Origin of the sequence: Flavobacterium galactosi, assembly GCF_048158585.1 — a bacterium.
In the GTDB taxonomy this organism is placed as follows: domain Bacteria; phylum Bacteroidota; class Bacteroidia; order Flavobacteriales; family Flavobacteriaceae; genus Flavobacterium; species Flavobacterium galactosi.
The window spans coordinates 293,940-307,094 of record NZ_JBLNKV010000005.1 but is presented as its reverse complement, the minus strand read 5'-3'; the positions used below and the strand labels follow the sequence as shown (position 1 = coordinate 307,094).

Sequence of the window (13,155 nt, the reverse complement as noted above, 5' to 3'; positions counted from 1 at the left end):
AAATAAGTGTTACAAAAAAAATTACTTTTTTAATATTTCAACGCCTTTTAAATAATCAGAAGGGCGTTGTCCTAAAATCTTGAAAAATGTATTGCTAAAAGTTGGAACGCTATTATAGCCCACAGCTTGCGCAACTTCATTAACAGAGCGTTTTTTTTCGAGTAACAATTCTATTGCTTTTAAAATTCTTCGAATGGTGAAATATTGAATGAATGACATGCCTAAATCTTTTTGGAATAAACGATACAAAGAGCGCTCACTAAAACCAAATCGATTGGCCAAATCAGAGAACAAAATAGTTTCTTCCAAGTTTTTGTCTAAATAGCTAATAATCTTATTCAGACGAATATCCTTTGGTAAAGGCACAGATAATGGTAAATTAGTCAGACAGATTTCCGGTAAAATAGCTTTTATGGCATTGGCAATATTAAAATTTCTGGTTCCTTTTTCCAGGTTTCCGTTCCATCGGTTTGTGAAACGCATCATTTCCAGCAATAAATCATTAATGGGATAAATCCCTTCTTTTTCATAAAAAGAATCTTCATTCGAATCTATTGGAAAATACAAATTTCGCATTATAACATGATCCGAATTGGCATGAATACTATGTTTTATTCCGCCTGGAATCCAGATAAAATGGCGAGCAGGAAGAAAATAAGTTTTGGTTTCAGTGGTAACATAAACAATACCTCCTTCTGAATATAGCATTTGTGCTTTTTCATGTTTGTGGGTTGGAATAAATAATTCGCCCATTAAATCATGATGGCAATAAATACTTTTTTTATCCGTATCAACCTTTTTTATATAATATTTCTCTTCTAAAGTTTCAGATAAACCCATGTGACTGAAATGACTATTTTTATGACTTATTACGATATTTATCCAATTCTTAATACACTAAAATTAAATAGTCTCTAAGTCTTATTCTACTAATTGATTTTGGTTATTTTTCACCAAAAAACCAATTGTGCAGTTGGACAGCATTAGATTTCAAAGTTACAAAGACAAAGTTATTTCTGGACAAGATGCCACTTTATTTTTCAAAGATAAAATAACTATTAGAACCAGTGGTTTTACTAAAATGTGCTGTAAACAAACATTCATTCTAAAATCCAAAAAGTGATATTTTTCTATTCCATTTTTTACATTAATAAAACATAAATCACTAACTTTAAGCAATTTAAATATTTATTTAAATACATCCAAACTAGATTCCTAATTTAAAAAAAATAAAAACATGAGCGCACTAAAAGACAATATAATTCCAGGAAATCATGGTCAAATTTTTGGAACAAATGCTATAGAAGAAGTGGATTTAATCGAAATTAAAGCCAGCTTATTTAAATTAGACGGAATAAAAGATGTGCTGTTGAATGCTGAAATATTTCCACGAGAATTCACGGTTCATACTTCCAAAATGGTATTGATCAACGATATTGAAAACAAAGTAAAATCAGTGGGATTTCATGCTATTCCAAAAGATTTATTTGAGCTTTAATATTTTGAAATAACGCAGATTCAATTAATCTAAAACTATTTAAAAAGACAAAAAAATGGAAACTAAAAAAACAATTTATCAACTACACGAAGAACACAAAACGTGGTTAAACAAACTTTCCTTTTATAAGGATGAACTTAAAATTATGGATAACCGAATTTTGGAAGTGGCAAAAAAAAACACTTCTAATGAGGTACGCTCCTTAGCCGATCATTTTAATAATCTGCTAGTCATTCAAAAGGAACAGATTGACATCTTAAGCCATGATATTAAAAGTCATGAATTGTATCTGGAAGCAGCAGCACTTGGAAATCCTAATAGTATTGATCATGAAAAATTTTCAGACCATAAAAAGCATAGAGAAAGTATCGCTGTTTTTGAAAAAATATTTAAAGAATTGAGAGAAGAATTGATTGATTTTCTATCGAAATGGATGTGAATTAGAAGCGTATTTTTCAAAAAAAGACTAGAAACCATTTCTTCAGATACGTCTGGACACCAATTTTCATACAGTAGAATAGAATACAGATTTGACAGATTTTAGACTTATTGCCACAGATTTTTTTGATTATAACATGAAGAATCCAATATAATTATGACATTTCGGGACATGACTTTTTTAATTAAAATAGAAAAGAACAAATTTAAATAAGTGTTAATTTGTTCAATCCATGTTATCTGTGTTCTATTTATATATGTGTCCAGATCATAGTTTCTTCAGAGGTTTTTATTATCCAATAAATTTTTAAATTTTATCTGGAAACCATTTCCTTAACAAGCACCAACTTCAAAATGCTTGTACTACTATTGGCAATAGCCAATTAAAAATTTAAACAAAAATTAGTATTTTAGATTTGGTTTATATATATCTATATCGTAATATTGCAATATAAATATATAACGATGGGAATTACTAAATCAGAACATTTCACAGACGAGCAAAACGAATTGGCAACATTGGCGAAAGCCATAGGTCATCCTGCCCGAATTGCTATAATAGAGCATCTCATAAAAGTAAACAGTTGTGTATGCGGTGATATCGTAAATGAACTCCCTTTGGCACAACCCACTGTTTCCCAACACTTGAAGGAACTAAAAAATGCCGGACTTATAAAAGGCAATTTTGAAGGAAATGCCATTTGTTATTGCCTCAACGAAGAAGGTTTTAATAAAATAAAAGGCTTTTTTCAGCACATCAACACCTATTTAGAAAACAAGAAAAATCAATGTTGTTAATTTTTAAATTACAAGAATCATGAAATCGCCATGACTCAAAAAAAACAATATAATTTAGGAATAGAGATACCATATTCCTTTAAAAAACAAATATTATATTCATATGAAATTATCAGAAATTAAAAAACAATTGAGCACACTAGATAACGTTGCTTTTGTATTGCCAAACGGAACCTATGTTCCAGAACATTTTCATGTAACCGAAGTGGGTTTAATCACTAAAAACTTTATTGATTGCGGTGGAAAAGTTAGAAAAGAAACCGTAGTAAATTTCCAATTATGGGATGCCAATGACTTCGAACACCGCCTAAAACCACAAAAACTTTTGGACATCATCGCACTTTCAGAAAAAGTATTAGGTATTGAAGATTATGAAATAGAAATGGAATTTCAAACAGAAACCATTGGTAAATACGACATTGGTTTCAACGGAACAGCATTCACTCTTTTAAACAAACAAACAGCTTGTTTAGCACAAGATCAATGTGGCATTCCTGCAGAAAAACAAAAAGTAAAATTATCTGAAATCCCAACGCAATCAAGCTGTTGTACTCCTGGAGGAGGCTGTTGCTAATTTTTTAAAACTATAAAATGACTTTAACAAAAACCATCGTATTTCCAGAAATCGAAAAGGTAATCTCTGCTTTTGATTTTGAAACCATCGCAGCAGAACGCAAAATTATTTTGCAACCACTTATTGATTTTATTCAACAAAAAGTTACTAACCAACAAGAAGTTAGGCTGAATTTGATTTGCACACACAATTCCAGAAGAAGCCATTTATCGCAAGTTTGGGCACAAACAGCAGCGGCGTATTTCAATATCAAAAATGTATTTTGTTATTCTGGAGGTACCGAAGCAACGGCTTTATTTCCCATGGCTGCCAAAACACTAGAACAATCAGGCTTTAAAATTAAAACTATTGCAGCAGGGAATAATCCAATTTATGCCATAAAATATTCCGACAATGAACATCCCGTTATTGGTTTTTCAAAAACTTATGATGACGATTTTAACCCCCAAAGTGAGTTTGCAGCAATATTGACTTGTTCCCAAGCAGATGGAGGTTGCCCGTTTATCGCTGGTGCTGAAAAGCGTATTCCAATCACATTTGAAGATCCAAAAGCATTTGACAATACACCACAACAAGCAAAAAAATATCAGGAACGCAGTTTACAAATTGCAACTGAAATGTGCTATGTATTCTCCCAAATAAAATCATAATAATGGCCTCTAAAAAAAGATTAAACTTTCTCGATAGTTACCTTACCCTTTGGATATTTCTGGCAATGATAATTGGAGTTTCCATTGGTTACTTTATTCCGTCAAGCAGTGGTTTTATCAATTCCTTTTCAAGCGGAACGACAAATGTTCCTTTGGCAATTGGATTAATAGTAATGATGTATCCTCCATTGACTAAAATTGATTTTTCAAAAATTTCTTTAATGTTTGAAAAGCCAAAATTACTGACCGCTTCTTTTTTAATCACTTGGATTTTCGGTCCGTTTTTAATGTTTTTATTAGCAACATTCTTTTTGAAAGACCATCCGGAATACATGACCGGTTTAATCATAATTGGAATTGCGCCTTGCATTGCGATGGTAATTGTTTGGAATGAATTAGCCGAGGGAAATAGAGAATTAACCGCTGGATTAATTGGAATTAATAGTTTACTTCAAGTGTTCTTTTTTGGTTTATATGCCTATTTCTATTTGGAAATCATGTTACCATTATTCGGAATAAAAGGATTGGAATTAAATATTACGGTTGCACAAATTGCCACGACAGTTGGGATTTATTTAGGAATTCCATTTGTATTAGCAGTAATTAGCCGCTATGCCATCAAGAAATACATTGGTGACAAATGGTTCAATCAAAAATTTATTCCTTTTGTCTCTCCAATTACGTTGATTGCTTTGCTTTTTACAATCGTAGTCATGTTTAGTTTAAAAGGCGAAATGATTGTTGATCTACCACTGGATGTAATTCGAATTGCCATTCCGCTTGTGATTTTCTTCACCATTATGTTTTTCCTGATGTTTTTTGTTTCAAAAAAAATCGGAGCCAATTATAGAGATGCTGTAGCACTTTCATTCACAGCATCGGGAAATAATTTTGAATTGGCAATTGCAGTTTCCATTGGAGTTTTCGGCATCAATAGCGGACAGGCATTTGCTGGAGTTATTGGTCCATTAGTAGAAGTTCCGGCTTTGATAATTTTAGTAAATGTGGCTTTTTGGTTAAGAAAAAAATACTATCAATCTAAGTAATTTTAAAATTAAAATTTTAAAATATAAGTACACTGTTTTAAATTAACTCAAAGCTCCCAAACACTTTTTTGGGAGTTTTTTTTATCCAAATATTAAATGACCCCCCTAAATACAGAATATTTTTTTTAACAAAACAGGACTTTAATTATAAATACCCTATTTAAAACACCCTTTTTTGAATAATTACTAATTAATTTCAAAAACACATAATTAAGTATCTGAATTAAGTATTAATACTTATATTTGCGTAATAATACTTAATTAATGAGATTATGATTAAAGTAATAGTAGTCGGAAACGGCATGGTAGGTTACAAATTTTGTGAAAAATTCATTGCAAAATCAGGACAAGAAGAATATCAAATCACCGTATTTGGAGAGGAACCAAGACGCGCATACGATAGAGTTCACTTGAGTGAATACTTTGCGGGTAAAAGCGCTGACGACTTATCATTATCAACATCAAATTGGTATGAAGAAAACAACATAATCCTAAATACCTCTGAATTAATCACTGATATTAATAGAGAGCAAAAAACCATACATACCCATTTAGAAAAAACGCATGCCTACGACTACTTAGTTTTAGCTACAGGTTCAGCTGCTTTCGTACCACCTATTGAAGGCGTAGATAAAGAAGGAGTTTTTGTATACAGAACTATTGAAGATCTAGATGCAATCATGGCTTACGCCAAGAAAATAAAGCAAAATGGTGCTACTGAAGCTGCCGTCCTTGGCGGTGGATTATTAGGACTTGAAGCCGCTAAAGCGGTATATGATTTAGGATTAAATCCACATGTAGTGGAATTTGCTCCTCGATTGATGCCAAGACAGCTTGATAAAGGTGCGAGTGATATGTTGCAATCAAAAATTGAGGAACTCAACATTAGCATTCACCTTAACAAATCAACACAATATATTGCTGGTGAAGATACCATAACAGGAATGATGTTTGAAGGAGAAAAACTCCTAAAAGTAGACATGTTAGTAATTTCTGCAGGGATTAAACCACGTGACGAACTAGGAAGAGTTTCCGGACTTGAAGTAGGCGTACGAGGAGGAATTGTAGTAAACAACAAAATGCAATCTTCTGATCCTTACATCTATGCGATCGGAGAAGTAGCACTTTACAATCATATGATTTATGGTCTTGTAGCTCCCGGATATGAAATGGCCGATGTAGCCGCTGAACAAATTATGAAAGGAGCAAAAACGATGAGGGAAACCATCGATATGTCTACACAATTAAAATTAATTGGTGTTGAAGTTGCGAGTTTTGGTGATCCGTTTATAGAAAATGAGGAGGTGACCGCCATTGTTTACGAAAATAAATTCAGTGGAATTTATAAAAGAATCAATGTTACCAAAGACGGAAAAACACTTTTAGGAGGGATATTGGTAGGTGACTCAAGTGATTATAATGGATTGTTCCAAATTTACAGCAACGCCATGAAATTGCCTAAAAATCCAGAAGATTTGATTTTGGGTTCAAGAGGAGGAGAAAGTTCTACTATGGGAAGCGCAATGGACTTGCCGGACACTGCCGTAATTTGTTCTTGTGAAAATGTTACCAAAGGAAGTATTTGCTGTTCTATCACAGACGGTACTTGCGAAACTCTTTCAGATGTAGTCAAATTGACCAAAGCAACAACGGGTTGTGGTGGATGTAAACCAATGGTTGTAGATTTAGTAAAAGAAACCCAAAAATCATTAGGAAAAGAAGTAAAAGATGTTGTTTGCGAGCATTTTGCTTATAGCAGACAAGAACTATATGATATCGTAAAAATCAACAAATTTACCAATCACAATGAGGTATTAGGTACTGTAGGAAAAGGAGACGGATGCGAGGTTTGTAAACCGGTTTTATCTTCTATATTCTCCAGTATATACAATGATACTGCCAACAAACATGTCGTTGAACAGGATTCAAATGACAGATTCTTGGCTAATATTCAACGCAACGGTACGTATTCTGTTGTGCCTAGAGTTACAGGTGGGGAAATTTCAGCCGAGAAACTAATCGTTTTAGGTCAAGTAGCTCTAAAATACAATCTATATACCAAAATTACAGGAGGACAACGTATCGACTTATTTGGAGCCGAATTAAATGATTTGCCTGAAATTTGGAAAATACTTATCGACAGCGGTTTTGAAAGTGGACATGCTTATGGTAAATCATTACGTACCGTAAAAAGCTGCGTAGGGAACACTTGGTGTCGTTATGGAATGGATGATAGTACCACTTTTGCCATTGAATTAGAAAACAGATACAAAGGATTGCGTTCACCACACAAAATCAAAGGTGGCGTTTCTGGTTGTATAAGGGAATGCGCCGAAGCCAGAGGAAAAGATTTTGGAGTTATTGCCGTAGACGGAGGCTGGAATCTATACATCAGTGGTAATGGAGGAGCAAATCCAAAACACGCTGTTTTATTTGCAGAACAGGTTGACAAAGAAACTTGTTTGAAATACTTAGATCGTTTCTTGATGTTTTATATCCGTACAGCAGGACCATTAGTACGAACTTCTACTTGGCTAGAAAAACTGGAAGGTGGACTAGATTACTTGAAACAAGTAGTAATCGAAGATAGCTTGGGAATTGCTAATGCATTGGATGTAGAAATGCAAGGATTGGTTGATTCATACGAATGTGAATGGACTCAAGTTATTGAAAATCCTGAATTGCAAAAACGTTTTAGACATTTCACCAATTCTGACGAGAGAGACGACAATATTGAATTTGTACCAATAAGAGATCAAAAAATGCCAAAATCTTGGTAATCAACCGTTTTTAAATAAAAACAACTACTACATTATATACAACTAATTAACTCTTTCTACTCTCAACCCTCTCTCTTTTGGAGAGGGCTGAAGTGAAGAAAAATTAAAAGATTATTCAAATGGAAAATATTCTAAATCAATACCAAACCGTTTCTCTAAACGATGTAAAAATATGGTTCAAGGCAGGTAAAACATCTGATTTCCCTAGTAATGGTGGTGGTTGTATCAAATACAAAAACAAACAGATTGCCATTATAAAATTTGACCGCAGAAACGAATGGTACGCCTGTCAAAACCTATGTCCTCATAAAATGGAAATGGTGCTTTCAAGAGGAATGATTGGTTCTACTGACGATATTCCTAAAATAGCTTGTCCGATGCACAAGAAAACATTTTCTCTTGTAGACGGTTCGAATCTGAATGGTGATGATTTAAAAATCGCTACCTACCCTGTAAAAATTGTAGAAGATGAAGTATTCGTTGGCTTTTTGGAATAATTATGTATCTTTGATTTTAAACATTTCAAATGACAACAACACCATTCCAGAACGCAAGTACATGGATTGATGCAGAGAATGCTCAAGATCCAAACCACGAAACATACCAATCTATAACCTATCCAAAGGAATTATTATATTCAAATCGAATGTATAAAAGACTGATGGATTTTCATCCAAATGCTTCAGAATCAGTTCAAATAGCCTCTAAAGCACAACACATTTGCCGATGGAAAATAGCACGGGAATCCTACCCTATGGATCGTGTGGGTTATTTAAAATGGCGCGAAGATTTGAAAAAATTTCACGCCAAAACAACCGCTGTTATTTTAGAAAAAGCGGGGTACAGTGAGGAATTTATCGACAGAGTTTCTTTTCTGATTGAAAAAAAATTACTTAAAAAAGACGAGGAAACACAACTTTTAGAAGATGTCATTTGCTTAGTCTTTCTAGAATACTACCTAGACCCTTTTGTACACAAACACGACAGGGAAAAAATGAAAAATATCATTCTGAAAACTTGGCTTAAAATGTCTGAAAAAGGACAGCAGGAAGCCTTAAAAATCAACTACAGTGCTGCGAATCTTGAATTGATCAAAGAGTCTCTTGAACTGTAATCTGATTTCGTTATGACAAAAAGCGCCAAAGGATCATCTATCGATACTATTTCATTTAAAAACTTAAGGCGATTGTATCTTTTCGCCTTATTAACTATTGCCATTACAGTGTTGTTAAGCCAGTTGTTGATACAATACAACCTTAACAGCCAACTGAGTGATTCCCGAATAATCAATATTTCGGGAAAACAAAGAATGCTGAGCCAGAAATTGACGAAAGAGGTTTTAATTTTAAATTTCGTAACAGATACTGCAAAAAAAAATGAGGAAATCACAAGCATAGAAGAAACGCTTTCGCTTTGGAAAACTACCCATTTTAATTTAGAAAAAGGAAATGACAGTCTTGGTTTTCCAAAAGAGAAAAGCAAAACCCTTTCGGTATTATTTAAGGCAATTAAACCTAATTTTGACAGTATTGTTAATGCTACAACCTTTTTTTTAGAAAATAAAAAACTAAACGCAAAGGAATCCGAAAATCAAAAATTAGTACAAGCCATTCTTGAAAACCAAGTAGTTTTTCTTTCTAAAATGAACCAAATTGTTGATGAATACGACAAAGAGGCGCTAGAAAAAGTGACACTCCAAAGTAAAACGGAATATGCAATTTTAGTATTTACGCTATTTGTTTTATTACTCGAATTCTTGTTCATCTTTAAACCTACAAATCAAAAAGTAGAAAAACTTATTTCTAAACTTTTATCTTCTGAAAAAAAGGCATTAAAACTTGCTTATAACACCGAAATAATTAGTGAAATAAAAGAAAATTCTGTCAAAGAATTAAAATCACTCAATTATGCCATGGAGAATACGTTGCTCTATTGCCGCGTTGCCCCTGATGGCACCGTAATTCATATTGGCGAAAAATTTTCAAAACTGCTTCAATACAACCCATTTATTTCGGACAAGACCTTTTCTCAGGTTTTGACTCCAATAGAAAAAGAGCAAATCGTAATTGATAGGATTCTTGCCGAAAAACAACGAAGTGGTTGGCAAGGAGAACTCAACATTACCAATAGAGACGGAGAATCGCTCTGGCTCGACTTATCAATGGTTCCTGTAACCATAAAAAAAGAAGAGTCTGAATTATTGATTATCTGTTTTGATATTACCGAGCGTAAGAAAGCGGAACAGGAAGTTGAACGATTGAATACCGAAAATGTAACTGATAAAATCAATCAGCAAAAAATTATTTCGAGTAAGATTGTCGAAAATCAGGAAAACGAACAAAACAGGATTGCCAGAGAAATTCACGATGGAATTGGCCAAATGCTTACCGGTTTAAAATTTAGTCTGGAAAGCATCAATCTGGATGATAAAGAAAAAGCTGCTCAAAAAATAGAATACCTAAAAAAATTATCGCTTGACATTATAAAAGGAGTTCGCACCGCCACATTCAACTTAATGCCTCCGGAATTGAGCGATCATGGCATTGTTTCCTCTATTGCAAAACTGACTCAGGAATTATCAAAATTGACAGGAAAGAATATTCTTTTTTACAATAAGACCCATTTTGACAAACGATTGGATTCTTTAATTGAAATTAACATCTACCGACTGACCCAGGAAGCTATTAATAACGCTCTTAAATATGCCGAATCCTCGCATATAATTGTACAATTGTCGCATAGTAATTCTATTTTGAGTATTACAATTGACGATAACGGAAAAGGATTTGATATTACTACCGTCGAGAAAAAAAGAGACAGCGAGTCCGGAATGGGATTGCTTTTCATGAAAGAAAGGATTCAATATATTAATGGTAGGATTTTCTTCAACTCGATTCCAGGTGAAGGAACTCGTATTACTTTCAATATTCCTATATAATCCTGGGAAACTTACAAAATTCACTCTTTTTTCAATCCAAATAAAATAATTTCATTAGAATACGTATCTTAGCCTTTATTTTTAGGTTAATATACGTAATAATCAAGTTTCAAAATTAAGTAAGTTATGAGTAATACTATTCGAGTTGTACTGGCAGATGATCATGTATTTGTAAGAGATGGTATCAAATCATTATTAGAAAATGAAGTCAACATAGAAGTTGCAGGCGAAGCTATGGACGGTCTGGAAGCCTTGAAAATGGTAGAATCCGTTAAACCTGACTTACTGATTTTAGATATTCGTATGCCCAATATGACCGGTATTGAAGTAGTAGAAAAACTAAGGAATCAAAACAATATGGTAAAAATTGTTATGCTTTCTATGCATGAATCAGAAGAGTACGTATTAAAATCAATCAAAGCCGGAGCCGATGGATACTTACTTAAAGGTTCCAGCAAAGAAGAATTTCTTAAAGCAGTCCACACCATTGCTAATGGTGGAAAATATTTTAGTGGCGACATCTCCTCTATATTAATTGGTCAGCTTAGTAATCCGTCTGGAGTAATGGAAACAAAGCATGCACTTGACGAAGAACTGATGATAACCAAAAGAGAAAAAGAAATTCTTAAACTTTTACTATCTGGAAAAGGGAATAAAGAAATTGCCGAAGCTTTAGACATCAGTAAGCGTACGGCAGAGGTTCACCGTTTTAATTTGATGAAAAAATTAAAAGTAAAAAATCTTATGGAACTTTCTAATAAAGCAACTGAATATTCTTTATTGTAATCTTTTTTTTTTGCAGAAGCATCTTTCCAACAACTTAAAGACTACGTATAATAATAATAATAATAATTAAGTATAAATACTTAATTATTTTATTAAAGCTGCGAAAACGCAGATTTTGACTAAGTTTTAGTACTTATATTTGTAAAAAAAATATAAGTTTTATGAAAAATTCAAACTCTTTATCCCAATCCCATAAAATTTTGGTTTTAAATACACTTGCATTTACTGTATGTTTTGCTTGTTGGACTTTAAATGGTGTTTTAGTTACATTCTTAGTAGACAATGGAATTTTTAAATGGAGTGTTGTCCAAGTGGGCTGGCTTCTTGGAATTCCAATTCTTACAGGTTCTATTATGCGTTTACCAATCGGTATTTTAACTGATAAATTCGGTGGAAAATACGTATTCTCCATATTACTACTCCTTTGCTCTATTCCTTTGTTTCTTCTTCCTTTGGCTGATAGTTTTTTCATGTTTGCCCTTCTAAGCTTTTTGTTTGGTATGGTAGGAACGAGTTTTGCCGTTGGAATTGGGTATACTTCTATTTGGTACCCAAAAGAATGGCAAGGTAGAGCCTTGGGGATTTTCGGAATGGGAAATGCTGGAGCTGCGATAACTACATTTCTTGCGCCTTCTCTATTGAATCATTTTTCAGTAGAAGACCCACAAAATGGTTGGAAATTATTACCTATAATATATGGAGTTGCATTGGTAGTTATTGGTGTTGTCTTCTTGATTTTTGCAAAAAACAAAAAAATAGAGAACCAAACCAAAACAGTTTCTCAAATGCTTCAATCCTTAAAGAGTGTGAGAGTTTGGAGATTTGGAGCCTATTATTTCTTAGTATTTGGATGTTTCGTTGCGTATTCACAATGGTTGTTGCCAAACTTTATGAACGTATACCAAACTAGCCTTGTCATGGGAGGGTTATTTGCTACCATGTTCAGCTTACCTTCTGGAGTGATTCGCGCTTTTGGTGGTTATTTATCTGATAAATTCGGAGCTCGAAAAGTGATGTATTGGGTATTAGGATCTTCTGTTGTATTAAGTGCTTTATTGATGGTCCCAAAAATGGATATTACAACTGCTGGTCCAGGTGTTATGGCTGGTAAAAAAGGAACTATAACCGCTATTTCTGATACCAATGTAAAAGTAGGAGATAAAGATTTTCCAATCAATAAAAAAGTAGAAAAAACAGTTGAAAATTCTATTTTCCCAACCAAAAACTCTTGGCAAGAAATAGTGGTAAAACAAAACCAAGAAGTGAAGAAAAAAGAATTATTAGCAAAAGGAATAACACAAATCCATTTTGATGCTAACATGTGGGTATACTTAGTTTTGGTAATCCTGATTGGTATTTCTTGGGGAATCGGGAAAGCAGCCGTTTATAAACACATTCCTGAATATTTCCCGACAGAAGTTGGTGTTGTAGGTGGAATGGTAGGTATGATAGGTGGTCTTGGAGGTTTCTTTGGACCAATTATCTTCAGTTATTTATTGACTGCAACCGGAATTTGGTCAAGCTCTTGGGTATTTATCCTGCTATTCTCAGCAATCTGTTTAGTTTGGATGCATCTTACCGTAACTAAAATTATGAACGAAAAACAACCTACGTTATCCAGAGAAATGGAACGTAAATAATAATACT

13 protein-coding genes are annotated in these 13,155 nt (G+C 33.4%); 12 read left to right on the top strand and 1 reads right to left on the bottom strand.

The window, feature by feature from the left end; translation table 11 throughout:
- Nucleotides 1–21: 21 nt before the first annotated feature.
- On the bottom strand, nt 22–840 hold the full coding sequence (locus ACM55M_RS12845) for a helix-turn-helix domain-containing protein (protein WP_416858067.1): 819 nt from the start codon (nt 838–840) through the stop codon (nt 22–24).
- 397 nt (nt 841–1,237) lie between these two features.
- On the opposite strand from ACM55M_RS12845, the gene ACM55M_RS12840 reads away from it, so the two are divergent.
- From ACM55M_RS12840 to ACM55M_RS12785, 12 genes are all read left to right on the top strand, one after another.
- Nucleotides 1,238–1,498, top strand: coding sequence for a heavy-metal-associated domain-containing protein (locus ACM55M_RS12840; RefSeq protein ID WP_416858066.1), 261 nt, complete (start codon nt 1,238–1,240; stop codon nt 1,496–1,498).
- A gap of 55 nt (nt 1,499–1,553) precedes the next feature.
- Nucleotides 1,554–1,937, top strand: coding sequence for a hypothetical protein (locus ACM55M_RS12835; RefSeq protein ID WP_416858065.1), 384 nt, complete (start codon nt 1,554–1,556; stop codon nt 1,935–1,937).
- A gap of 464 nt (nt 1,938–2,401) precedes the next feature.
- The gene (locus ACM55M_RS12830; protein ID WP_143388120.1) at nt 2,402–2,734 is read left to right on the top strand and encodes an ArsR/SmtB family transcription factor; all 333 of its coding nucleotides are present in this window, start codon (nt 2,402–2,404) and stop codon (nt 2,732–2,734) included.
- Between the two features lie 103 nt (nt 2,735–2,837).
- Nucleotides 2,838–3,308: a DUF6428 family protein gene (locus ACM55M_RS12825; RefSeq protein ID WP_416858064.1), complete on the top strand. Its 471-nt coding sequence runs from the start codon at nt 2,838–2,840 to the stop codon at nt 3,306–3,308.
- Between the two features lie 17 nt (nt 3,309–3,325).
- The gene (locus ACM55M_RS12820; protein WP_416858063.1) at nt 3,326–3,958 is read left to right on the top strand and encodes an arsenate-mycothiol transferase ArsC; all 633 of its coding nucleotides are present in this window, start codon (nt 3,326–3,328) and stop codon (nt 3,956–3,958) included.
- Between the two features lie 2 nt (nt 3,959–3,960).
- Nucleotides 3,961–5,004, top strand: a complete 1,044-nt coding sequence (arsB, locus tag ACM55M_RS12815) for an ACR3 family arsenite efflux transporter (RefSeq protein WP_416858062.1) — start codon at nt 3,961–3,963, stop codon at nt 5,002–5,004.
- Nucleotides 5,005–5,276: 272 nt separating this feature from the next.
- Nucleotides 5,277–7,784 carry a nitrite reductase large subunit NirB gene (gene nirB / locus ACM55M_RS12810; protein WP_416858061.1) on the top strand — a complete coding sequence of 836 codons (2,508 nt, stop codon included), beginning with the start codon at nt 5,277–5,279 and terminating at the stop codon, nt 7,782–7,784.
- A 119-nt stretch (nt 7,785–7,903) separates the two neighbouring features.
- On the top strand, nt 7,904–8,281 hold the full coding sequence (nirD, locus tag ACM55M_RS12805; protein ID WP_416858060.1) for a nitrite reductase small subunit NirD: 378 nt from the start codon (nt 7,904–7,906) through the stop codon (nt 8,279–8,281).
- Nucleotides 8,282–8,310: 29 nt separating this feature from the next.
- Nucleotides 8,311–8,898: a DUF4202 domain-containing protein gene (locus tag ACM55M_RS12800; RefSeq protein WP_416858059.1), complete on the top strand. Its 588-nt coding sequence runs from the start codon at nt 8,311–8,313 to the stop codon at nt 8,896–8,898.
- Between the two features lie 12 nt (nt 8,899–8,910).
- The gene (locus ACM55M_RS12795; protein WP_416858058.1) at nt 8,911–10,722 is read left to right on the top strand and encodes a sensor histidine kinase; all 1,812 of its coding nucleotides are present in this window, start codon (nt 8,911–8,913) and stop codon (nt 10,720–10,722) included.
- A gap of 126 nt (nt 10,723–10,848) precedes the next feature.
- Nucleotides 10,849–11,508: a response regulator gene (locus ACM55M_RS12790; protein WP_416858057.1), complete on the top strand. Its 660-nt coding sequence runs from the start codon at nt 10,849–10,851 to the stop codon at nt 11,506–11,508.
- Nucleotides 11,509–11,669: 161 nt separating this feature from the next.
- Complete coding sequence (locus ACM55M_RS12785) at nt 11,670–13,148, top strand: MFS transporter (RefSeq protein WP_416858056.1); 1,479 nt, start codon at nt 11,670–11,672, stop codon at nt 13,146–13,148.
- Nucleotides 13,149–13,155: the final 7 nt, after the last annotated feature.